16 protein-coding genes, 2 tRNA genes and 2 pseudogenes are annotated in these 24,073 nt (G+C 60.6%); 12 read left to right on the forward strand and 8 right to left on the reverse strand.

Going from position 1 to position 24,073, the window contains the following annotated elements:
* A pseudogene (locus CUU80_RS09025) lies at positions 1 to 76 on the forward strand (carbohydrate ABC transporter permease); the annotation flags it as partial.
* Between the two features lie 119 nt (positions 77 to 195).
* Here the strand turns inward: CUU80_RS09025 and CUU80_RS09030 are convergent.
* The gene (locus CUU80_RS09030) at positions 196 to 1,209 is read right to left on the reverse strand and encodes a LacI family DNA-binding transcriptional regulator (RefSeq protein WP_243388711.1); all 1,014 of its coding nucleotides are present in this window, start codon (positions 1,207 to 1,209) and stop codon (positions 196 to 198) included.
* A 173-nt stretch (positions 1,210 to 1,382) separates the two neighbouring features.
* Here CUU80_RS09030 and CUU80_RS09035 point away from each other — a divergent pair, with 173 nt between their 5' ends.
* Entirely contained in the window at positions 1,383 to 2,723 is a 1,341-nt protein-coding gene (locus tag CUU80_RS09035) for an ABC transporter substrate-binding protein (protein WP_100496994.1), read from the forward strand.
* 235 nt (positions 2,724 to 2,958) lie between these two features.
* The gene (gene lacZ / locus CUU80_RS09040) at positions 2,959 to 6,228 is read left to right on the forward strand and encodes a beta-galactosidase, LacZ type (RefSeq protein WP_100496995.1); all 3,270 of its coding nucleotides are present in this window, start codon (positions 2,959 to 2,961) and stop codon (positions 6,226 to 6,228) included.
* A gap of 149 nt (positions 6,229 to 6,377) precedes the next feature.
* On the opposite strand, the gene gdhA is transcribed toward lacZ, so the two are convergent.
* Positions 6,378 to 7,724 (reverse strand): NADP-specific glutamate dehydrogenase, encoded by a 1,347-nt coding sequence (gdhA, locus tag CUU80_RS09045; RefSeq protein WP_100496996.1) that lies wholly within the window; start codon positions 7,722 to 7,724, stop codon positions 6,378 to 6,380.
* 166 nt (positions 7,725 to 7,890) lie between these two features.
* Between gdhA and CUU80_RS11195 the strand changes: the two are divergent.
* The 5 genes and pseudogenes from CUU80_RS11195 to CUU80_RS09065 all read left to right on the forward strand — a co-directional run.
* A pseudogene (locus CUU80_RS11195) lies at positions 7,891 to 7,956 on the forward strand (zinc-ribbon domain-containing protein); the annotation flags it as partial.
* Positions 7,957 to 7,962: 6 nt separating this feature from the next.
* Entirely contained in the window at positions 7,963 to 9,531 is a 1,569-nt protein-coding gene (locus tag CUU80_RS11045; RefSeq protein WP_243388712.1) for a hypothetical protein, read from the forward strand.
* A gap of 161 nt (positions 9,532 to 9,692) precedes the next feature.
* On the forward strand, positions 9,693 to 10,322 hold the full coding sequence (locus CUU80_RS09055; protein ID WP_207760114.1) for a TetR/AcrR family transcriptional regulator: 630 nt from the start codon (positions 9,693 to 9,695) through the stop codon (positions 10,320 to 10,322).
* A 216-nt stretch (positions 10,323 to 10,538) separates the two neighbouring features.
* Positions 10,539 to 12,773, forward strand: a complete 2,235-nt coding sequence (locus tag CUU80_RS09060; protein WP_243388713.1) for a glycoside hydrolase family 3 protein — start codon at positions 10,539 to 10,541, stop codon at positions 12,771 to 12,773.
* The gene (locus CUU80_RS09065; RefSeq protein WP_169241508.1) at positions 12,770 to 14,056 is read left to right on the forward strand and encodes an MFS transporter; all 1,287 of its coding nucleotides are present in this window, start codon (positions 12,770 to 12,772) and stop codon (positions 14,054 to 14,056) included. The genes CUU80_RS09060 and CUU80_RS09065 overlap by 4 nt, the downstream gene beginning before the upstream one ends.
* Positions 14,057 to 14,332: 276 nt before the next feature.
* On the opposite strand, the gene CUU80_RS09070 is transcribed toward CUU80_RS09065, so the two are convergent.
* The 3 genes from CUU80_RS09070 to CUU80_RS09085 all read right to left on the reverse strand — a co-directional run bounded on the left by CUU80_RS09070 (position 14,333) and on the right by CUU80_RS09085 (position 16,455).
* The gene (locus CUU80_RS09070; protein ID WP_100497001.1) at positions 14,333 to 15,307 is read right to left on the reverse strand and encodes a DUF5692 family protein; all 975 of its coding nucleotides are present in this window, start codon (positions 15,305 to 15,307) and stop codon (positions 14,333 to 14,335) included.
* 949 nt (positions 15,308 to 16,256) lie between these two features.
* Positions 16,257 to 16,329, reverse strand: a tRNA-Ala gene (locus CUU80_RS09080).
* Positions 16,330 to 16,381: 52 nt separating this feature from the next.
* A tRNA-Ile gene (locus tag CUU80_RS09085) sits at positions 16,382 to 16,455 on the reverse strand.
* Between the two features lie 247 nt (positions 16,456 to 16,702).
* On the opposite strand from CUU80_RS09085, the gene CUU80_RS09090 reads away from it, so the two are divergent.
* Entirely contained in the window at positions 16,703 to 17,461 is a 759-nt protein-coding gene (locus CUU80_RS09090; protein WP_100497002.1) for a M48 family metallopeptidase, read from the forward strand.
* Between the two features lie 311 nt (positions 17,462 to 17,772).
* On the opposite strand, the gene CUU80_RS09095 is transcribed toward CUU80_RS09090, so the two are convergent.
* Complete coding sequence (locus CUU80_RS09095; protein WP_100497004.1) at positions 17,773 to 18,525, reverse strand: FadR/GntR family transcriptional regulator; 753 nt, start codon at positions 18,523 to 18,525, stop codon at positions 17,773 to 17,775.
* A gap of 170 nt (positions 18,526 to 18,695) precedes the next feature.
* On the opposite strand from CUU80_RS09095, the gene CUU80_RS09100 reads away from it, so the two are divergent.
* From CUU80_RS09100 to gnd, 3 genes are read left to right on the forward strand one after another with little or no spacing between them, the layout of a single operon-like run.
* Positions 18,696 to 20,120, forward strand: coding sequence for a GntP family permease (locus CUU80_RS09100; protein ID WP_100497005.1), 1,425 nt, complete (start codon positions 18,696 to 18,698; stop codon positions 20,118 to 20,120).
* A 54-nt stretch (positions 20,121 to 20,174) separates the two neighbouring features.
* Positions 20,175 to 20,744, forward strand: a complete 570-nt coding sequence (locus tag CUU80_RS09105) for a gluconokinase (RefSeq protein ID WP_243388714.1) — start codon at positions 20,175 to 20,177, stop codon at positions 20,742 to 20,744.
* A 44-nt stretch (positions 20,745 to 20,788) separates the two neighbouring features.
* Positions 20,789 to 21,682 (forward strand): phosphogluconate dehydrogenase (NAD(+)-dependent, decarboxylating), encoded by an 894-nt coding sequence (gene gnd / locus CUU80_RS09110; protein ID WP_100497006.1) that lies wholly within the window; start codon positions 20,789 to 20,791, stop codon positions 21,680 to 21,682.
* 490 nt (positions 21,683 to 22,172) lie between these two features.
* Here the strand turns inward: gnd and CUU80_RS09115 are convergent, their stop codons facing one another.
* The gene (locus CUU80_RS09115; RefSeq protein WP_100497008.1) at positions 22,173 to 22,652 is read right to left on the reverse strand and encodes a Dps family protein; all 480 of its coding nucleotides are present in this window, start codon (positions 22,650 to 22,652) and stop codon (positions 22,173 to 22,175) included.
* Positions 22,653 to 22,757: 105 nt separating this feature from the next.
* Positions 22,758 to 24,059 carry a hemolysin family protein gene (locus CUU80_RS09120; protein WP_165775915.1) on the reverse strand — a complete coding sequence of 434 codons (1,302 nt, stop codon included), beginning with the start codon at positions 24,057 to 24,059 and terminating at the stop codon, positions 22,758 to 22,760.
* Positions 24,060 to 24,073 lie beyond the last annotated feature (14 nt).

Raw genomic sequence — 24,073 nt, forward strand, 5'->3', positions numbered from 1 at the left:
CCCGTTGGTGATCGCGTTCCTGTGCTTGCAGAAGTACTGGCAGTCCGGCCTGGCCGCCGGCGCCGTCAAGGAATGACCGGTCCCGGGAAGTGAGCGGCTCCCCCTCCCCGTAGCCCTCTCTTTGTGCGAAAATGACTCACTGAACGAAAGTCAGTGAGTCATTTTCGCACAAAGAGAGGTGTCACATCGTCACCATTACGCGGACTGGCGTTCGACGATTGATGTCGGCAGCAGCTTGACGTATCCGCGTTCCACCTTGGTGCCTTTCATCATGGAGAGCACCAGTTCGGCCATCGTGCGCCCATGCAGACGCGAATCCTGACGTACCGTGGTGATCTTCGGGTTCGACAGGACGGCCAACGGAGAGTCGTCGAAGCCGGTCACGGCGATATCGTCCGGTACCCGGTACCCGAAGCGGGTGAGCTGGTTGATCACGCCGATGGCGATATCGTCGTTGGCGCACACGATGCCGTCCAGCTCGCCCAGCATCGGCTGGAATGCCACGGCCGCCATCTCGCCGCTGGTCATTTCCCAGTCGTCCGAGTAATAGACCTTGTTTTCGTCGAATCGCTCCCCCATGGCCTGCTGGAAGCCTTTGAGACGGTTGACTGCGGAGGGCGAGTAGCCGGGTCCGCAGATATACGCCAAACGTTCGCGGCCTTTGCGCAGCAGATATTCGGTGATTTGCCGTTGGCCGTCGGTATTGGTGAAATCTACGATCGGGAACTGCCATTCGCCGTGATTGCTGACTTCCGACACCACCACCGGATTGTCGGTATTGAGAAACGCTTCGGCCAGTGCATCATCCTCGCTTAAGGAGAACAGCAGATAGCCGTCCGCGAAATCGCTGTTGACCAACTGGGCGATGCGTCGGGTGGAGGCTTCGGTGTTGGCGATCAGCGTAACCATCTGATAGTCGGCGTCGCCGATGGTTTGATTGGCGCTGGCCATCGCCTCGGACACACTGGATTGGATCAGGGTTTCGTTGGACTCCACCTGGATCACCAACGCGATGGTCTGGGTGCGCTGTTGGGCGAGCGACCGGGCCGCCTGATTGGGGGTGTACTGGGCGGCTTCGATGGCTTTGGCGATGCGTTCGGCGGCGGCCGTGGAAACATGAGTATTGCCGTTGAGGTACCGGGAGACGGTGCCGTAGGATACTCCGGCCAATTGCGCCACGTCGCGGATGGTCGCTTTCTTACCTGCCATGATCATATGCCAATCGTATATTCGTCGCTTGCTTCAGACTCGCCGGCCGTGGTTCAACGCGTGATGCAACACGCGGTTGTGACCGGTTACACAATGGAGTATAGTACGAAATGTAACCGGTCACACGGTGTGTTGTGCGGCCAAACATAAGCTCGATGAGGAGGAAGGCAACAATGAGCTTGTCAATGAAGAAGGCTGTGGCCATACTCGGCGCTGCGGCAATGATGGTATCCGTCGGCGCATGCGGTTCGTCCAACAACAGCAGCGGTTCCGCAGGAGATGCCAGTGGTGACGTCACGCTGAATCTGTGGGCTTGGGAGCCCACGCTGAAGCCGGTTATCGAGGCGTTCCAGAAGAAGTATCCGAACATCAAGATCGACTTCAACAACACCGGCAAGGCAGACACCACCGTCACCTCGCTCAACAACGCCATTCAGGCCGGCAGCGGCATCCCGGACATCGTGCAGCTCGAATACATGACCCTGCCGCAGTTCGTGATCGGCGAGCAGAGCCAGCTGGCCAACATCAAGGACAAGACCTCCGGCTACGAGGACTTCTACACCCCCGGCACCTGGAACTCCGTGAGCATCAACGGCGGCGTCTACGCGCTGCCGATGGATTCCGGCCCGCAGGCCATGTTCTACAACAAGGACACCTTCGACAAGGCCGGCGTAACCGAAGTGCCGAAGACGTGGGACGAATACTACGAGGCCGCCAAGAAGATTCGTGCGCTGGGCAGCAACTACTACATCACCGCCGATGCCGGTGATATCAAGGTGATGACCGCCTTCCTGTGGCAGGCCGGTGCCAAGCCGTATGAATCCGAAGGCGAGAATGTGACGATCAACTTCAAGTCCGATCCCAAGGTGAAGACGGTTGCCGAATTCTGGCAGAAGATGATCGATGAAGACCTCATCAACACCAAGGTGGCCACTTGGGCCGACGAATGGAACCGTGGCATCGGCGATGGCACCATCGCCTCCATCTTCGAAGGCGCTTGGATGCCGGCCAACCTGGTCTCCAACTCCGCAGCCGCCAAGGGCAACATGCGTGTGGCCCTGCAGCCGAACTGGGACGCTTCCAAGCCGTCCAACGGTGAGAACGGCGGCTCCGCGCTGGCCGTGACCGCCGCATCCAAGAATCAGGATGCCGCCTTCAAGTTCATCGAGTTCGCCAACCACAGCTCGGAGGGCATCAAGATTCGTACCGATGGCGGTGCCTTCCCGGCCGACAAGGCCACGCTGAAGGACGCCGACTTCCTCAAGGGCTCCGATGACGTGCGCGCCTACTTCGGCGATCAGGACTACAACCAGGTGCTTGCCGAGGCCGCCAACCAGGTGACCGAAACCTTCCAATTCCTGCCTTACGCAGGTCAGGCCAACTCCATCTACGGCGATTACGTGGGCAAGGCATACACCGACAAGTCCACCACGCTGATGAAGGGCCTCGCCGCCTTCCAGGACGCGCTGGTCAAGTACGGCAGCGATCAGGGCTTCACCGTCAAGGAGGGCTGAGCTGAAGGGCTGAGCGTATAGTCCGTCATCAATTACAAAACTTCGTCATCTCCTTCCGCAGCCGGGGTTGTAGTCATGCAATCCCGGCTGTTCCTTTGCCGGCTGGCTGGGTTCGTTTGGCCCCGAGTCGTACTGGTTTTTGTGGTTACATTGCTTACGGCGATATCGCGTGCGGGACTTTATCGTGACGTGCGTCGGTGTGAAGCTTCGGAAAGCTTCAAGAAAGGTATTGATTATGTCTGATGCAGTGAAGATTGCGCAATCCGCGGGAATTGCACCGGCGATTGCGCAGGCCGACCGATTCGATCCGGCTTGGCTGACCGACCCGCGCGTGTTCGCGGTGAACCGGCTCGCCGCGCACTCCAGCCACCGGTTCTACGATCACGTACCGGCGGCCGGCGAGACCAGCGATCTGACGCAAAGCCTCGACGGCACTTGGCGCGTGACCGTCACCGATCTGGCCGACTGGGCCGATCTGGCGGACGTGGAAGACGGTGCCGAAGAACTGACGGACGCCACGTTCGCCCGCCCGGCCTTCCCCGATGACGATTTCGACACGATCGACGTACCTTCCACACTGGAGACCCGAGGCTTCCTCAAGCACAAGTACGTGAACCAGCAGTACCCGTGGTCCGGGCACGAAGCGCCCGAAGCGCCCGATATTCCCGAGCACAACCATGTGGCGCTGTACCGTCGCAAGTTCGCGCTGAGCCCGAAGGTGGAAGCCGCTCTGGACGCCGGCAATCCGGTCACCCTCACCTTCCACGGTGCCGCCACGGCCATCGCCGTGTGGCTGGACGGTACGTTCGTCGGCTATGCCGAAGACTCCTACACGCCCAGCGAATTCGATGTCACCGCGGCGCTGAAAGGCGGCGTTGACGGCGATGATGCGCCGGCTTCCGTGTCCGGCGAGCATGTGCTGGCCGTCGCGGTATTCGAATTCACCTCCGCCAGCTGGCTGGAGGATCAGGACTTCTGGCGTATGCATGGCCTGTTCCGCTCGGTGGAACTCACGGCCCAGCCCGCCGTCCACATTCAGGATCTGCGCGTTACTGCCGACTATGACGTTGCCGCTGGCGAAGGCGATCTGAGCGTTGATGCATTCGTGCGCAATATCGCTGGCGCAAATAGCTTTGAGGCTGTGTTGACGAATGCCGCCGGTGCCGAAGTGTGGCGAAACAGCATTGCTGATATGCCCGTTATCGAGAACTTTGACGACTCCCCTATCGCCATCAGTTGGAAGGCGAACATCGGCACTGTGAACCCGTGGAGCGCTGAAGAGCCGACCCTCTACACACTTACCGTCACCGTGCTGGATGCGGACGGTCAGGTGATCGAAGCGGTCCCCCAGCGCGTCGGATTCCGCCATTTCGCCATCGAAGACGGACTGATGAAGCTCAACGGCAAACGCATTGTCTTCAAGGGCGTCAACCGTCACGAATTCGATGCGCGCGAAGGCCGCGCGGTATCTGAAGCCGTGATGCTCAAGGACATCCGCGAATTCAAGCGGCTCAACATCAACGCCGTGCGCACCAGCCACTACCCCAACCAGACTCGCTGGTATGAACTGTGCGACGAATACGGCATCTACGTGATCGACGAGACCAACCTCGAAACCCATGGCACATGGAGCAATGGCGACGGCTCGTTCAGCCCGAGCACCGCCATCCCCGGCAGCCATGACGAATGGCGAGCAGCCTGCGTGGACCGCATCAACAGCATGATGCGTCGTGACTGGAATCATCCGAGCGTCATCATCTGGTCGCTGGGCAACGAGTCGTACGGCGGCGACGTATTCCGCTCGATGCGCGACTTCGTCCATGCCAACGACCCCGCCCGTCCGGTGCATTACGAAAGCGTGTTCAACGATCCCGAGTACAGCGACGTCACGGACATCATGAGTCGTATGTATGCCAAACCGGACGAAATCAAGGATCTGTACCTCTTCGGTGACGATCAGAAGCCGTACATCTCCTGCGAATACGCGCACTCGATGGGCAACTCCACCGGCGGCCTGCACCTGTACACCGAACTTGAGCAGTACCCGAAATATCAGGGCGGCTTCATCTGGGATTACGTCGATCAGGCCCTGTCCCAGCGGCTCAGCGACGGCACCGAGCGACTTGCGTACGGCGGTGACTTCGAGGACCGTCCCACCGACTACGAATTCAGCGGCAACGGCATTGTGTTCGCCGACCGCACGCCTACCCCTAAGGCGCAGGAAGTCAAACAGCTGTACGCGAACGTGCAGCTGTCGCCGGATGAGTCGGGCGTGACGATCACGAACGACAACCTGTTCATCTCCACGTCCGGCTTCGTCTTCACCGCGCGCGTATTGGTGGATGGTGTGGAACGTTGGCATGCGGATTACCGATTCGATGTGCCGGCCGGTGAGAGCGTCCGTGAGCCGATCGCGTTCCCGCGACTGACCGATCTGGCGTCGTTCGCGCAGCTTGAGAGCGGCATCGAGGTGACATACGAAGTTGATCAGCGGCTGGGTGCGGCTACTGACTGGGCGCCTGCCGGCTATGAATTGTCGTTCGGACAGTACGTGGCGCGTGTGTCGTTCGACGGGGAGACCGGTGCGGACGGCGATGCTGACGTGTCGGGTGCCGATGCTGCCAATTTGGGCATGAACTTCGCGTTCGTGGCCGAGGACGGATTCAACGCCGGAATTCACAACGACTCCGGCGAAGTGCTGCTGTCCAAGTCGGCCGGCGGCATCGTTTCATTCGTGCGAGACGGTCGCGAGATGGTGATTCGTCGTCCGAACCTCACGACGTTCCGCGCGTTGGTGGACAACGATCGCGGCAACAAGTCCGGCTTCGAGCGCGCGCAGTGGTTCGCCGCCGGCCGTTATGCGCGCGTGGTGGACACCCAGATCTCCCGTATCGGCGACGGTGATGGATTGATTGCCGAATACCGGTACGAACTGGCCGATGCGGCACATACGCTGGTGGTGGTTCGCTATGAGGTGGATGCGGCGCTGCGTGTGCATCTGACCGCCGAATACCCGGGTGAGGCCGATGCCTCTACGTTGCCGGCATTCGGCATCGAATGGATGCTGCCGGCCCGTTACGATCGCCTGAAGTTCTACGGATACGGCCCCGAGGAGACCTATGCGGATCGTTTGCATGGTGCCAAGCTGGGTGTGTTCTCGCGTACCGCTCGGCAGGACTTCGCGCCATATCTGGTGCCGCAGGAGACCGGCAATCATGAAGGCGTGCGGTGGGCGGAGATCACCGATGCCGATGGGTTCGGCATGAAGGTGATCGCTGGCGATGCGTCGCCGTTTGCGATGAGCCTGTTGCCGTACAGCTCGCTGATGCTGGAGGAGGCGTTGCATGCCGATGAGCTGCCGCCTGTGCGTCACACGTTCCTGCGTCTGCTGGCCGCTCAGATGGGTGTCGGCGGCGACGACACGTGGGGTGCGCCCGTACACGATGAGTTCCAGCTGCCCGCCGATCAGCCACTGAAGCTCGACGTGACGTTGGAGCTGCTGTAAATACGATTTCGAGAATTTGTTGCACTGAGAAGTTGTCAGTGCAACAAATTCTCGAAATGAGGCCTAAAACTGAGAAAAAACCGCGCTGAGGATTGCTCAGCGCGGTTTTTTCTCGAAGATCCGTTGATGCGACTATAGCCGCATCAACGTCACAGCACGCCCTGGGCGACCATCGCGTTGGCCACCTTGACGAAGCCGGCGATGTTGGCGCCGGCCATCAGATCGCCTTCCTCGCCATATTCCTTGGCGGCGGCCAGAGAAGCGGCCACGATGGACTCCATGATGGACTTGAGCTTGGCATCCACCTCGTCGAAGGTCCAAGACAGGCGGTAGCTGTTCTGGCTCATCTCCAGACCGGAGACAGCCACGCCACCGGCGTTGGCAGCCTTGGCCGGGCCGTACAGCAGGCCGTTGGACTTGTAGACCTCGATGGCCTCAGGGGTGGACGGCATGTTGGCGCCCTCGCACACCACCTTGCAGCCGCCGGCCACAAGGGCCTTGGCGGACTCCTCGTTGATCTCGTTCTGGGTGGCGCACGGCAGGGCGATGTCACACGGCACGGTCCACACGCCGGAGCAACCCTCGTGGTACTCGGCGGACGGCACGCGCTCGGCGTACTCCTTGATGCGGCCGCGCTCGACTTCCTTGATCTGCTTGACGACGTCGACCTTGATGCCTTCGGGGTCGTACACGTAGCCGTTGGAATCGGAGACGGTCACGACCTTGGCGCCCAGCTGCTCGGCCTTCTGGGCGGCGTAGATCGCCACGTTGCCGGAGCCGGAGATCACCACGGTCTTACCTTCGAACGAATCGTTCTTCAGCACGCGCAGGGCCTCGGCGGTGTAGTAGCACACGCCGTAACCGGTGGCCTCGGTGCGGGCCAGCGAGCCGCCGAACTCCAGACCCTTACCGGTCAGGACCCCGGAGTACTCGTCGCGGATGCGCTTGTACTGGCCGAACAGGTAGCCGATCTCACGGCCGCCCACGTTGATGTCGCCGGCCGGAACGTCGGTGAACTGGCCGATGTGACGGCACAGCTCAGTCATGAAGGCCTGACAGAAACGCATGACTTCGGCGTCGGACTTGCCCTTCGGGTTGAAGTCGGAGCCGCCCTTGCCGCCGCCCATCGGCAGCGTGGTGAGGGAGTTCTTCAGAATCTGCTCGAAGCCGAGGAACTTGATAACGCCTTCGTTGACGGTCGGGTGGAAGCGCAGACCGCCCTTGTACGGGCCGATGGCGGAGTTGAACTGGACGCGGTAGCCGCGGTTAACCTGCACCTTGCCTTCGTCATCGGTCCAGGCCACGCGGAACTTGACCACGCGCTCCGGCTCGACCAGGCGCTCAAGCACGCCGTTCTTCTCGTATTCCGGATGCTTGGCAATAACCGGCTGGAGGGTGTCCAGCACCTCGTAGACTGCCTGAAGGAATTCCGGCTGATCGCCATCGCGGGCCACGACCTGATCGTATACACGCTTGACGTACTCGTCAGTGAGCATAATTCTCCCTAAGGGTTCGGTAATCAATAAGACGATTTCATTGTAGGTGTGGGGCGCTGGCTTGCCAAGAGGTCCGCCCGGATAACGGGAAGCGGCCGGAAGACGCTGGAAGCGGTAAAATCGTGCGTAAGCGGTAGCCAAACCGGTTGGGGGAATGGAGAGAATAATGTCGTACTGTACTCATTGCGGTAATCGAATTGACGGCTCAGCGCGATTCTGCACAGTGTGTGGTGCCGCTGTGACTACCGCACAGGCACCTACCGCACCAGCACCCACTGCACAGACACCGGCACCAGCCGCGGCCGCCATGCCAGCGCCGGCTCCCGCAGTGCCGCCGGCCTCCCCTGTTCGCGCCACTACCCCGTTGCCTTCCGCTGTGCCGCCCGCCGCGTCTGCAGCACCTGTCGCACAACCCTCGTCTTACGCAACGCCCTCGTCTTACGCAACGCCCTCGTCTTACGCAACGCCCGTACCTACGGCTGCGATTCCCGCTCCGGCAGCCGCGCCGGCATATCAATCGTCGCAGCCGCAGCAAACACCGCAGCAAACGCAGGTGATGCCGCCGGTTGCCGCGAATCCCCCGTCGTTCATCCCGGCCGCAAGTCCGATTGCCCCGGGTGGCACCGCCATACCCGCAGGAGCGGCCGCGGCCGTCGCGCTCGCCCCGCGCAAATCCCACAAGAAGCTCTTGGCCGTCATTTCCGCCTTGATTGCGGTGATTCTGGTGGCCGCACTGGCATTCATCATCCCCAACTTCACCGCCATCAAAGCGTTGCTGGGCTTCCGCCCGACCAATCCGTTGGTCGTCACCTTCGATGCCGTCAATTCGTTGTCTACGTTGCGCAGCACCAAGTTTGAAATCAGAACGAACAGCAGCACGGACGGGGAGCTGGACATGAAGGGCTCCGGCATGTATTCGCTGGGGCGCACCACTGATGAATCCTCCGCCTCGCTCAGCTTCAAGAACGATTCGCAGTCGGTATCCATCGCTTGGTACAAGGGAGACATCGCCGGCAAAAGCGCATGGTCGTGGGCTGGTGACCATCCGTATTACATCTACTATCCGGCCGATCAATACGAAGACGATCTGAAGAGTACGGTCGGCGACGATTGGGCGGACCTGATCCTGAACGTCAAGGACGCGGTGGTCAAGAACGGTTCCTGGGACATCGACGGTGCGGAAAAGACATTCTACGATAAGCTGAGCGCAATCAACGGCGACGAATACTCGGACGATGTCGACAGGGCCAAAGAAACGAAACCATCCGACGATGTGAAGGCCGAGGCCAAGAAATTCTTCCAGCAGTACTTCGGCGTGGAGCTGGAAAACAAGGACGTGCGCGCCCAACTGTTCCCGAACACGACTTCCGTCAAATCCTCCGGCAGCACGCAACTGTCGTACGAAATCGACGTGAAGGCCCTGTCTCAGCATTTCGTGAATTACTGGACCGCGCACGAAGCCGAGTACCCGCGGCTGAAGTCGTGGATAATCCAGCAAATCGAGGCTTCCGGCACGAGCGATGCCGAGGACAAGTACCGTCAGGCGCTCGACGACGTGCGCAACTGGGATTTCGGCACCGATGAGGACGTGGAGATGCCGACCATCAAGGTGGACCTGAACTACGGCAAGAAGCGTCTGATGAACTCGATTTCGATCAGCGTCTCGGGAGAGGACAGTTACTACGGCTCCTATGACGGGTCGTTGTCGCTGACGCTCAGCCAGCAGAACGCGGTATCCGTGGACGACCCCGATCTGACCGATCTGGTGAACAAGGCCAAGGATAACAACGAACTCGATCTGTCCTGAAACGGAGTACAGCCGCGCTGTGTGGCGTTGTGTGGCGCTGTGCGGGTGTGGCGTTGCGTGGCGTTGCGTGGCGTTGCGTGGCGTTGCGTGGCGCTGCATGGCGTTACGGAATGCCGGCAGGTAGTATGGCGGCGTAGCGAAACGGCGATGAAAGGATGGCAATGGCACGTCGGGCAGTTGAAGGCGGCTCCAACGCACCTCAATCCCGACTGGCGCCGGCCGAACGCCGTGAGCAGATCATCGAAGCGGCCTCCCGCGTCATCGCCCAGAACGGGTTCTGGGGGTTCGCAGTGCGGCAGGTGGCGGACGAATGCGGGCTGACCGAGCCGGCCGTCATCTACCATTTCAAGAACAAGGTCGGCCTGTTGATCGCCGTGCTGGAGCATCGTGATCGGGAGGATATGACCATATTCGCCCATACGCTCGGCGTCGAGGCCGAAGATGTGTGGAACGGCATGGTGGACTTCGGTATCCGCGAACTGTGTGCGGCATTGGTGGCCCGTAACGCCGCACAGCCTGAGATGGTGCGTCTTTACACCGTATTGCAGGGTGAATCGCTTAACGACCATCATCCGGCGTACCAGTACTTCCAGCAGCGTGAAGAGCGTGTGCTGGACAATATGACCCGCGCCGCGGAGCGTGACGGCATCGAGAATCCGCGCCGTGAAGCGCTCGCCGCCTTGTCGATGATGGACGGCATCCAGGTGCGTTGGCTGCGCGAGCCTGACGCCGTGGATCTCGTCGCCGAATGGAATGCGTACGCCGATTCGCGCTGGCCTCGTCGCGACTGACTGTCGCTTGATCAGTTGCCTCACTGACGTGCGGCTGTTGTCGGTTCGTTTCCCAACTGTCTCCCGTACGGCCGGCGTGTCGCCTCATAAGTCTTGATTTTTCAACGTTTCCCGACGTTTGCCGCACTTTTAATTAACTGCACAGTAAATAAGTGATATAGTGATACTCACGTAATTAACCACGAAGTTAATTAACGAATGTCGGTAAGGAACTCGATGACGAGGCAGGCGACCATGACCAGCGATAATTCATCAGAACGCAACGCGTTTGACGCAGCCGTCGTTTCCGTACGCGCAGGAGCCAGTGCCGAACGCGCGGCCCGCGAACTCTACGACACACTCACTGAGGACGAACGCCTGAACCTGCTGGACGGCGACGTCTACTACTGGAGCGGACGACTGGATATCGTCCGCCACGGATACAACATCAAGCCATATGTGATGGGTGCCATCGACCGTCTCGGCATCCCCGGCATCCGATTCGTGGACGGTCCGCGCGGTTGTGTGGCCGGCAACGGCACTGCCTTCCCGGTTTCCATGGCCCGCGGCGCCACTTGGGACACCGAACTGGAAGAGCAGGTGGGTCACGCCATAGGCGAAGAGGTGCGCGAGCAGGGCGGCAACCTTTTCGGTGGCGTATGCATCAACCTGCCCCGCCACCCCGCCTGGGGGCGCGTGCAGGAAACCTACTCCGACCAACCGGTGCTGCTCGGCCAGATGGGTGCGGCGATCACGCGCGGCGTGAAGTCCAACGCCATCGCCTGCGCCAAGCACTTCGCCTGCAACTCGATGGAAAACGCGCGCTTCAAAGTGGATGTGACCGTGGATGAAGCCACGTTCCATGAGGTCTACGCGCCGCATTTCAAGCGCACCATCGAAGCCGGCGCCCAAGCGGTGATGACCGCCTACAACTCGGTCAACGGCGAATACTGCGGCCAGAACAGCTGGCTGATCGACCAGACGCTGCGCCGCGACTGGGGCTTCACCGGCATCGCGGTCTCCGACTTCGTGTGGGGTCTGCGCGATGTGGCCAAATCCGTCAAGGCTGGTCTTGATATCGAAGAGCCGTTCCATCAGCAGCGCTACACCAAGCTGCGTGCCGCCATGGAGCGCGGCGAGGCCGACTGGTCCGATGTGCGTGCCGCGGGCGAACGCATCCTCGCCACGCAGTTGCGCTTCTACGCCCAGCGCGCGGCCGCCGAGCCTCACGGCACGATGGCCAACGCTGAACATGTGGCCTTGGCCCGTACCGTGGCCGAGCGTGCAGCCGTGCTGCTGAAGAATGATGGTGTTGCGGCCGGTGACAATGCCGCCGTATCCGCGCTGCCGCTTCGCCCTGGTGCGGACCTCAAGCGTGTGGCCGTATTCGGCCGCATCGCCGACAAGCCCAACACCGGCGACGAGGGCTCCTCCAAGGTACGTGCCCCGTACGTCGTCACCCCGCTGCAGGGCTTGCGCGAGATCTACGGCGACGATGTGGTGGGCTATCGCGCGGCCGAAGCCCCTGTAGTCGCCGCCAAGCGTGCCACTCGTGCGGATGCCGCCATTGTGGTGGTCGGATACACTGCCAACGATGAAGGCGAGTACCTGAAGTCCGTCGTCTCCCCCGACATGCTGCCCCTGCTGCCCGAACCGGTAACCGATGAGCAGAAGGAAGCCAAAGCCGGATGCCAGGCCTTCATGAAGGAAGGCATGAGCACCTTCGGTTCCGACGCCGAGGGCGGCGACCGCCACAGTCTGCGCCTCTTGGATGAAGACGTGGAACTTATCCGTGCCGTCTCCGCCGCCAATCCGCGCACGATCGTGGTGGTGGTGGCCGCCGGTGCCGTGCTGATGGACGAGTGGATCAACGAGCCCGCCGCCGTGCTGCTCGGCTGGTACTCGGGTATGGAAGGCGGTCATGCGCTGGCCGACATCCTCGCCGGCAATGTCGATCCGTCCGGCCGACTGCCTTACTCGATTCCGGCCAGCGAGGAGGATCTTCCTCCGTTCGATTCGGACGCCACCGCCGCGACCTATGATCGCTGGTACGGCCAACGACTGATCCAGCATCGCGGTTCGAAAGCCCTGTTCCCGCTGGGCTACGGCCTGTCCTATCAGGCCTACGGCATCGAGGAATCGCGTCTGCTCGATCTCGACCGTTCTCATCAAACGGCCATTATGCAAGTTTCCGTTCGCAACGAAGGCGATTGCGACGGCCGCCACGTCGTGCAGGTGTACGGCACTCTGCTGGAAGGCGAGCGGGCCGGGGAGCGTGAGCTGCTCGGATTCGCCTCGGCCCAGGTGCCCGCGCATTCTACGACGCAGGTCAAGGTTGCACTCGATCTGTCGGCGATCGGCCGATGGAACAACGAAACGCGAACTCTCGCGCTTCCCCAAGGAACAATGCGCATCGAGGCGTCGTCGTACTGGGGCGATCCCGATGCATCGACAATGGAGGTCGAACTGTGAGCAACGTAGCCACTACCACATCAACCGCGCCGGGACAGCCGGTGTGGACCGGAACCGTCAGCGACGAGGAGCAGAGCAAGGCGCCATGGATCGTCGGCGTGGCCCTGGTGCTGGGCTGCTTCCTGTGGATGGGCCCGTACATGGGCGTCAACGTGGTGCTGCTGCCGGCCAAAACCGCTGAGCTCGCCGGCGATTCCAAGGCGGCCGTTGTGGCCGCGCTGTCCACCAGCGCCATGATCGTCGCTGCCATCGCCAACATTCTCTTCGGTGCGCTTTCCGACCTGACCCGTTCGCGCTGGGGCCGTCGTACGCCGTGGATCGTGTGCGGCTCCGTACTTGCCGCCGCCTCGATGATGCTGGTCAACGTCGCCACCAACGTGGCGATGCTGATCGTGACCTGGTGCGTCTACCAGTGCTTCCTCAACGCCATCATCGCCCCGCTGATCGCCGTGCTCGCCGACCGTACCGCTCCGAAGTTCCGCGGTGCCATCACCTCGATGTACGCGCTCGGCTATTCGGTGGGCATCTACACCGGTCAGATGATCGGCGCTCGCTTCCTGACTAACGTGACCCTCGGCTTCATCGTCCTGTCCGTACTGACCCTGCTTTCCGGCCCGATCGCCGCCGTGCTGATGCGTGAGCCCTCCAGCCTGGCCATGCCGAAGAAGTCCTTCGATTCCAAGGTGTTCGTCGAGCACTTCACCTTCCCGGTCAAGGGCTGCCGTGACTACTATCTGGCGCTGTTCGGCAAGTTCCTGATTGTGGCCGCCAAGTTCGCCATCTCCGGTTTCCAGCTGTACATCCTCATGGATTACATGAACCAGACCAAGGAAGGCGCCGCCGGCTACGTGACGATCATGTCCATGTGCATGATGGTCACCGCCATCGTGATGACCATCATCTCCGGTCCGATCGCCGACAAGATCGGCAGCCGTAAGCTCCCGGTGATCGTTTCCTCCCTGCTGGTGGCCGTCGGCTCCATCATCCCGTTTTTCTCGAACGACCCGCACATGATGATCGCGTACGCTCTTGTGGCCGGTACCGGCATGGGCGCTTACAACTCGGTTGATCAGGCGCTGAACGTGGACGTGCTGCCGAACAAGGAGACCGCCGCCAAGGATCTGGGCATCCTGAACCTCGCCAACACCGGCGGACAGGTGCTCGGCCCGGTGCTGGCCGCCGCCCTGATCCAGTCGATCGGTTACCACGCGCTGTTCCCGTTGGCCGCCGTGTGCTCGCTGATCGGTGCGGTGCTGATCGTCTTCATCAAGTCGGTGAAGTAGTCAAACCGCTCGTTCCTTTCGATTCTTTCTTTCCCCTTCCTTCCCTTTCCCATAACCAAATGGGGCGGTCCCGGTCGAATCGACGATATGAATCGTTCGATCCGACCGGGACCGCCCCGTTTTTTAGATGATGTCAGGTGTTTTCTGGAAGAACGTACGCTGAGCGTGCGTCAGCGTACGTTCTTCCAGAAAAGGGTGATTATTATCTGGGGAAACGTACGCTGACATGGTGGCGAGGTAATCACGCGGCGCTGAGCGACGGCAGCCGTGAGATAATCACGCGGCGCGGGCGATGGCCTGCTCAAAGTCCTTGGTGCCCTTGAACACTTCCTGCATCCACGGGTTGATGCCCTGCTTCTTGGCGCGGATGAGGATGTAGCCCAAGGCCAGCACGTTGGCCACGAGCGCGATCAGCGAGACCACGAGATTCACGTTCGGGTTGTTCACGGACTGGGTGGAGAACACGGAATAATCCTGGAACATCGGGAACACCTGAGCGAACATGCACCAAATGGCCAGCGTGAACGCGCGGTTCTGAATCCAGCCGCCCTTGTTCCAGAAGAAGTTGGCCACGGTCGGGGCGAGCAGCAGTGCGAGGCCGCAGTACCAAGAATGGGTGGGCAGGCAGTTGTAGGTGTAGCAGAAGTTCCACAGATCGTAGGCCACGATGAACACCCAGGTCATATCCGGCCAAAGCATGTCGTCCTTCTTCTTGGAGGCGTAGATGCCGAACCAGCCGGTCATGCAGAAGATGTTGAGAATGCCGGCCACACCGTTGAACACGTTGTGCCAGCCGCCGTACAGGGTCACGCCTTCGGTGGAGATCCAAGTGCCGCCCCAGCCGCGGATGGCGGATTCAAAGTCGGAAACGACGGCGATGAGGATGTTGATGGCCACGATCACGAACGGGAAGCACTTGAACCAGTGGGATTTGCCGATGGAGCCCCACTTGTACTTCAGTGCCATGAAGCCGATGCAGCCGGCGGTGGCGGCGTACAGCTTGGCGTAGTGGAACCAGCTGGTCATATGTACGTAAGTCGGGTTGTTCAAGGCCCATTCGGCACCCATGGCGGCGGCCGTGTAGATGGTGATGAAGTAGACGGTCAGAATAGCCGGCACGATGAGGAAGGCGATCACGCCGCCGGTTTTGGTGCGGCGGGCCAGTTCGTTGGCGCCGATGAGGCAGCAGAAGACGAGGATCCATCCGATCCACTGATAGACGGCGGTATCGCCGTAGACCTGAAACAGCATTGCGGTCCTTTCTTGGGTGCATCGGATCGGTTGCGGCCGTAGTGCTGTGGCGCTGCGCTGCGATGACTGTTCCGATGCGGTTATGGTTGCGCCCGTCGTCCCGCGCTGGACGTCGGGTGTTTGACGCCGGCGAGACATCTGCCGCACGTTGTTGTGCCGCCGATGTTGACGAAGCGTCAATTTCTCTCGTGGCATAGTGTAAACCTTCTTTTGACGCTGTGTCAAAAATAGGGTGTTTGTGTTTGCGGATGTTCGCGTGCATCTGTCGTAGTCACCATATTGCAGACGGCTGTTTCGGATTCGGTTCTGTGCTATTGGTGCAGTCGTAGTCGCAGTCGCCGTGTTTGTCATTGTTAATGACGGTGTGCGCTGATTTTCGGGCTTGTGAACTGCACCCCGATTGTTGGACTGGGTAATCCAGATTCGACGATCGGAGATGCGGTTTCTCATGCACGGGGATCGTGGGCGTCATTACGGCGACGGTTTCATGCGGGTCGTTGCCAGTCTGCTTCGGCGGGGTACGGGACGGTGTTCCCCGCGCGTCGACTTGGTGCGGCGCTGGTCGGCTATGAGATTGCAGCATCCCCTATGAGATACAGCATCGGCATCGACTGGAACGACTTCCGCATCCGCGGCGGAGCCCGACCCGGAGTCGTTCGTCACGCCCGCGCATTGGAGGACAGCCGGAAAGACGGGAGCCGCCGACGACAAGGATCCGATACCCGGCACCATGACGGCGGTGCAACTGCCCGTCGTCGACGCCTACGAGAGCGGGTTCGGCGTCAGGACCGGCTGGGCAGGACGCTCAAAATGACCCGCGCCGCGCCGATGACACGCGCGGATAAGACCCCCGTTTTGTCTATTAACCCCCATATGGCTCTATAGCCCTGATGTGATGCAAAAACGAAAAAACCCTCGGAATCGTTGCAATTCCAAGGGTTTCGGGTAGTGGAGCTAGCCGGGTTCGAACCGGCGACCCTCTGCTTGCAAAGCAGATGCGCTACCAGCTGCGCTATAGCCCCATGTTGATTTATTCGGGAAAAAAAGAGCGGCACGCGGCCGCCTCTTTTCCTGTGGGCCCAGGAGGACTTGAACCTCCGACCTCATCCTTATCAGGGATGCGCTCTAACCAGCTGAGCTATGGGCCCGATCCATGCACTTCAAAAGCGCACAAGTGATTACAATACCACTGAACGTGAAGGTGTCAACGGGACGTATGCTTCGGCGTGTCGCGTTGGGGGATGCTGAGCCATCGATGATGGACTGACCGGTTTTCCGCGGCGGTCCGCCCCGAGCTTGCGGCGTTGCCGGAGCCGGCCTTTGTCGGAAGTCTTTCGTCAATCGCGGATCGTAACCGTGCGTGCGCTGTCGGTTGCGCGCGTCACAATGACGCACATGCCATACCGATCATCCCCTGCCGCAGTCAGCAGTCTGACCGTTGACGGATTGCCGGTTACGGTGGTGCGTAAGCCCATCAAAAATATGTACCTTCGTATCAAGCCGCCGAACGGTGCAGTCGTGATCTCAGCTCCCAGGCGTATGGGCGACCACATCATTGCTGATTTCGTGCGTGGCCGCCGCTCGTGGATTGACGAGCATGTGCATCGCATGGCCGAGGCGCGTAGGAAGTCGATGGAGGCAAACGGGCCGATTGGTGATGGATTCGCGTCTGACATCGGGCGAGGCGGGGATGATGCTGGACGTGGTGACTTGGCCGACGTTGGCATGAATCGCCCGGGTGTTGGTGACGGAGTCAGGCAAGACGGTTCTGCGGGTGATTCTGGGGCAGTGCCAACATTCGATCGCGCCGCGATCTGGACGCCGGAGCGCAAGGCTAGAGCCACGGCCGGCATCAACGCGCAATTGCCGGAGCTGTTGGCCAAGTGGGAGCCGGTGATCGGGCGGACTCCCAGTCATATCACGTTGCGTGTGATGACCTCGCGTTGGGGATCGTGTACGCCGGCCACTGGTCGTATTCGGTTGAATCTGCAATTAGGGCTGATGGAGCCGCGTTTTCTGGAATACGTGTTGGTGCATGAGATGACTCACCTGTGGGAGCGCGGCCACGGCGTCGGATTCCAGCGGCGTATGAGCGTCTATCTGCCGAATTGGCGGCAGTTGCGTCGCGAGCTCAACCGCCGCGTGGTGCTGTAAATCGGATGTTGGGATTATTGAGGTGAGTGGCGCGGTGTGAGCGTCATGTCGTGGAAAATTCTCAATTTCGTGAAAATGACTCACTGAGCTCCCGTCAGTGAGTCATTTTCGCAAAGTGCGGGTTTTTCTCGAAATCAGCCGCCATTTCGAGAAAAAACGGCGCTTACGAGTTCTCAGCGCGCGATTTTCTCGGGGTGTGGGCTTATTTCGAGAAAAAACCGCGCTGGTCGTAGAGTCTGGGGTGTTGTTGGGGTGCGGCTGGGGTGTTGCTGGGTATTCCCGGGGTAACCGAAGATCCGGTGCCCTGATCGTTATCGTTGGTCGCCGGCGATGTGGCTGATGGCCTGATCGGATTCGCTGACGATCTGCCGCATCGTCGTCTCGGCTGCGCTGCCGTCTCCCTTGCGGATCAACGCCGCTACCTCGGTGTGCCAGCTGAGCGCCGTCTGATCGGCCACCTTGGGCATCAATTCGTGGTGCGTACGGCCGGTGAGCGTAGAGGCGATCACGTCGCCGAGGGCGGCGAACATCAGATTGCCGGATGCCTCCAGCAATGTGCGATGGAAAAGAATGTCTGCATCCAGATATTCGGCTTCGTCGGCGTGGTCGGAGTGTGCCACCATATCGATGGCGGCGCGGGTCAGTGTGGCCCAGTGTTCCGCGGTGGCGTGTGAGGCGGCGAGTCGCGCGGCCGCGGGCTCCACGGCGGCGCGCAATTGCGAAAGCTCGTGCAAGGCCGAAATGCGATGCGGGCCGCGAAGTCGCCACTGAATCACCTGTGGATCGAGAATATTCCACTGCTCGATGGGATTCGCGGTCGCTCCCGCTTTGCGCTTGACGCTCACCAATCCCATGGATTCCAATACGCGTGTGACTTCGCGCGTCACCGTGCGCGAGGGGGTGGCATCGCCGTCCATATTCGGCTCAGGCAGCCGCTCTCCCGTAGCTACCGCGCCGCTGACCACAGCCATGCCCCACTCGTCGAGGAGTCGGTCATGTAGGGAAGGTTCGTTGGCGGCAGCTGCGCCGGATGCTGCAGTAATCAAGGAAGTCGCGGAAGTCATAAGACAAGTATTACACGTTTGATTGGTTATGGCATACATATTCAACACGCCGTCGCGCAAAAGTATTGCGTATTCCATAATCGTCGGTTATATTGGATGTCAACATACAACATGTATATGGTGACGATGAAATGTCATCCATATACACCGACTCAAAGAAGAGATGGATTATGAATACGCTTGTTTTGGCTGAAGCCGCGAACGCAGTCCAGCTCAACAGCACCCAGCTCGGCATCAGTGTGGTGGCCAGCATCGTCGTGCTGATTCTGCTGGTCACTGTCGCGAAATTGCACCCGTTCGTCTCCCTGCTGATCTCCTCCCTCGTGGTCGGCATCGGCTCCGGATACGGCCCGGTGGCCACGGTGGAAAGCTTCTCCACCACCTTCGGCTCCACGATGGCCTCCGTCGGCATCCTCGTCGGTCTCGGTGCCATGCTTGGCCGCGTGCTGATGGACACCGGTGCTGCGGACAGCATCGTCGATACGCTGCTCGCCAAGACCTCCACCAAGATGATTCCGTGGACCATGGCCCTGATCGGTGCGCTGATCGGTCTGCCGATGTTCTTCGAAGTCGGCCTCGTGGTGCTCGTGCCGGTGATCATCCTCATCACCCGCCGCTCCAAGCTGCCGCTGATGCGCGTCGCCATTCCGACTCTCGCCGGCCTTTCGGTTATGCATGCCTGCATGCCGCCTCAGCCCGGCCCGCTCGCCGCGCTGAGCTGCTTCCAGAACGGTTCCGTGGGCATCACGATGATGTTCGGCCTGCCGATCGCCGTGATCACCGCCGCGCTCGTCGGCCCGCTGTTCTCCAAGTTCGCCGCCAAGTGGGTGCCGGTCGGCGCTCCCGAGAACTTTGATGCCGGCAAAGGCCGTGTGGACGCCGACGGCAACCCCGTGACCGCCAAGCCGCCGTTCGCGCTGTCCGTGCTGTGCATCCTCGTGCCGGCCATCCTGATGCTCGGCAACGCCATCTTCGAAATCGTGGCCCCCGATCAGGCCGGCTCCAAGGCCATCTACGCACAGGTGCTCGCCTTCTTTGGCAAGCCCGCCATCGCACTGGCCACCGCCGTGCTCTTCGCCATGATCGTGCTCGGCCGCACCACTCACATGTCGTGGAAAACCGTCAACGATTCCCTGAAGGCCGCACTGCCGCCGATTGCGGGCATCCTGCTTATCGTCGGCGCCGGCGGTGGTTACAAGGGCGTGTTGGTAGACACCGGCATCGGCGACATTATCGGCAAGTTCGTCGAAAGCTCCGCCATCTCCATCTTCCTGCTTGCCTGGCTCATCGCCGCCTTCGTACGCGTAGCCACCGGCTCCGCCACCGTGGCCATCATCACCACCGCCGGCATCCTCGGCCCGGTCGTTGACCAGATGGGCGTCACCGCACCGGCCATCGCCCTGCTGGTTATCGCCATCGGCGCCGGCTCCGTGTTCCTCTCCCACGTCAACGACGCCGGCTTCTGGCTCATCAAGGAATACTTCGGCCTGGAGGTCGGCGAAACCTTCAAGACCTGGACCGTGCTCGAATGCCTGCTGTCCGTCGTGGTACTCGCCCTCGTCATGATCTGCAGCATCTTCGTACCGCTGGTCTAGCAATCATCAATCATTCGTAATCCCGCTCCCCTACCCAGCTGAAAAGAGACTCTTATGACCATCGCAACTAACGAACACGCAGACATCATCACCGCCAACACCATTCCCTCCGACTACTTCGCCCACACCAAGCCGATCATCGTACTGATGGGCGTATGCGGCTGTGGCAAAAGCACGGTAGCCGCTCACCTGACCGAGCGTTACGGCCTGAAGTACGCGGAAGCCGACGACTTCCACCCGCAAGCCAACATCGACAAGATGGCCGCTGGCATCCCGCTCACCGACGAGGACCGCTGGCCGTGGCTCGATACCCTGGCCTCCTGGATCGACGAGCGTGTAGCGGCCGGTGAATCCGCTGTAGTGACCTGCTCCGCGCTGAAGAAGGTCTACCGCGACAAGCTACGCCGCCCGGGTGTGGTGTTCGTCTACATGCAGGGCACCTTCGATGAGGTGATGGAGCGCCTCTCCCACCGCGAGGGCCACTTCATGAAGCCGAGCATGCTGCAAAGCCAGTTCGACATCCTCGAAGAGCCGGGCGACGACGAAGTGCACGTCAACGTGCATATCGGTCTGGCTGATCCCGATCAGGAAGCCATGGCCGTGGCTGGAGCTCTGAACCTGTAACGACTCGACAACGCTGTACGAAAACTCGAAAGAAGGTAATGGCAATGCAGATGGGAATGATCGGCCTCGGCCGTATGGGTGGCAACATGGTCAAGCGACTGCGCGAAGACGGCCATGAGATCGTCGGCTTCGACATGAACCCGGAATCCGGGCGCGATGTGGATTCGCTGGAGGCTTTGGTGGCCGCGCTCGACGCCCCGCGCGTGGTGTGGGTGATGGTGCCGGCCGGCAAGCCCACCGATTCCACTGTGGAACAGTTGGGTGAGCTGCTTGAGCCGGGCGACATCGTGGTTGACGGCGGCAACTCCAAGTACACCGAGGATCGTGAGCATGCGGCCGCTCTGGCGGAAAAGGGCATCGGATTCCTGGACTGCGGCGTCTCCGGCGGTGTCTGGGGTGCCGAGCGTGGCTACGCGCTGATGATCGGCGGATCGGATAAGGATTACGAGACCGTGCTGCCGATTTTCCAGAGCCTCAAGCCGGAAGGCGAGTACGGCTTGGTGCACGCTGGTCCGGTGGGCGGCGGCCACTTCGCCAAGATGGTGCACAACGGCATTGAATACGGCATGATGCAGGCGTTCGGCGAGGGATTCGCCACAATGCTGCGCAGTGAATACGTGACCAACCCGGCCGAAACCATGACCTCGTGGCGCACCGGTTCCGTGGTGGCCAGCTGGCTGCTCGACCTGCTCGACAACGCCACCAAGGACGATCCGGAATTGAAGAGCGTGCCGGCCGTGGCCAACGAGTCCGGCGAGGCCAAATGGATGGTCGAGGCGGCGCTTGAGCTCGGTGTGCCGGTGCCCACCACTGCCGCGGCCCTGTGGCAGCGCCAGACTTCGCGCGGCGGTGCCGATGACATTCTGCGCGTCGTGACTGCCCTGCGTGCCCAGTTCGGCGGCCATGTGACCAAGGTGGATGAGATCGCCACCCACTGATTGTGTGTTTGCGCGGTGTGGATACATAAGTTGTGGCTCCCCTCTTCGGAAGGGAGCCACAACTGTTTTTGCCCGCTTCTGTCCCAATAGATGTGTCAATCGATTGATATGCCAGTTGTGGCAATATTGTGGTACGGGCACGAACCGAATTATGCGGAAAACCCTGCCACGATATGTGAAAAACAGGCGAAATGCACTGTTGTGGCAAACACCGTTGGCCACAACGCTCTCATAAAACGTTTGACGGGCGCATTGTGGCACCCATTGTGGCACTCATTGTGCCTCCAATGCCCTGCGCGATGAATCCCATCGTCGTGTTTGGCCCGCGACAAGTACTTATGTACTTATCGCGGGCCAAATCGTGCAGGAAACGCCCACCATTCAATTCGTCGTCGATTGTAAGCAAAGAAAAAAGCGGCCCTATTCGAAAATAGAGCCGCTTCATAGAGCCGCTACTGCAAACCGGCCGCGGCTACGTAAGCTTGGAACCTCACGCCAGGTGAGAGCGCATGAACCACTGGAACTTTTCGAGCTGCTGCACGTGATCCTGAATGATGTTGGAGCTGACGAAGTCCAGCTCATCCAATTCGGCCACGGCCTTGCGATCTTCGGCGATGAAGGCGTCGTAGTACTCGATCAGAGCCTTGAGATACTCCTCGGTGCCGGCACGGCCTTCCACGTCGAACGGCTTCCACGTGCGACCCCGCACAATCGCATCCGCGCGACCGTCCGGAGTGCCGCCTAGCGTGGCAATGCGCTCGGCGGTCTCGTCGGCCTGAGCCAGCACGGATTCGACCTCGGGATCGAGCATTTCGTGCACGGCGATGAAGTTCGGGCCGGTCACATTCCAATGCGCGTGCTTCAAGACCAGAGCAGCCTCCTGCTCCTGGCTCAGTCGGTTCTGCAAAATGGCGATCGCCTTCTCCGAGGTGGCTTCGTCGAGACCTGGAACCACAAATGCGAGTGTCATGATGTTCCTTCCTTTCATGTTTGGGAACAGTCATTCCAGTCTAGGCTGTTTGCCTCCGTCACAGGCCCGGAACAGGTGTGGGAATAATCACTGTGCTCACTGTGCTCACTGTGCTTCAGACGACTTGCGCACTTCGATGGTTTCGATGCGACGGCCGTCGACCTTGGTGATCACCATGTCGTAACCGTCGTCCGAATGCAGGACGTCGCCCACGGCACCCATCTTGCCGGTGTGGGCCAGGAAATAGCCGGCCACCGTCTCGTACGGGCCGTCTTCCAGCTCGATGCCGGTCAGGTCGGCGAAATCCTCGATGGTCATGCTGGCTTCGATGGTGGCCACGCCGTTTACGAACGCGGTGCGGGCTCGCCGTTCGCCGCCTTTTTCGGTAGGTAGATCGTATTCGTCGCGGATATCGCCCACCAGCTCCTCGGTCATGTCCTCCAGCGTTACGATGCCGTCCGTGCCGCCGTATTCGTCGATGACCACGGCCAGATGGATGCCGCGTTTACGCAGTAACTCCAGTGACGGCAGCAGTTTAGAAGTGCCGGGCAGGGAGATGCCTTCACGCACCACATCGCGTACCACTTTGGCGTTCGGGTCGCGCACGTCCAGCAGGTCGCGCACATGTACGAAGCCGATCACATCATCGAAATCACGGCCGGTTACCGGGTAACGCGAATATGGCTGGTCACGTACGAACGCGGCAGCTTCGTCGATCGGCTGATCGGCCTCGATAAACACCACGTCGGCGCGTGGGCGCATCACCTCGGCGACGATGGTTTCGGATGCGTCGAACACGTCGTCCAGAATCGTGCGTTCGTCCTTGGACAGGTTCGTGTTGGAGCTGACGAGCACGCGCAGCTCATCATCGGAGACTTCGGATTCGGTCTGCTGCGGGTCGAATCCCAGCAGACGCACGATGCCGTTCGTGTTCTTGCCGATCAACCAGATGATCGGGCGGCAGATCGTGGCGAACACATCGATGGCGGGCACTACCGCGCGTGCGATCTGCTCGGTGCGCTGCATGGCGATGCGCTTGGGCACCATTTCCGAAATCACGATGGAGCAGTAGGAAATAATCAAGGTGAGCACAATGTTCACCAAGCCGCCGGCGATGCCAACCGGCACGCCCCAGCTTTCCATCAGCGGAATCAAGTACGGGGCGATCGAGGAGGCGCCGAACGAGGCGGACAGGAAGCCGGAGAGCGTCACCCCGATCTGCACGGTGGACAGGAAAGTGTTCGGATCGCGTGCGATTTTGGCCACCTTCGCACCACGGGCGTCCTCCTGCTCCATCTGCTCGATCTGCGAACCACGCAGGGAGACGAGTGCCAGCTCGGTGCCGGAGAACACGGAACCGATGACGAGGAACACAAAGATCAGGAGGATGTTCAAACCAAGTGACATGCCTCCAACTCTAG

It is taken from the genome of Bifidobacterium scaligerum (assembly GCF_002802865.1).
Classification (GTDB): Bacteria; Actinomycetota; Actinomycetes; order Actinomycetales; family Bifidobacteriaceae; genus Bifidobacterium; species Bifidobacterium scaligerum.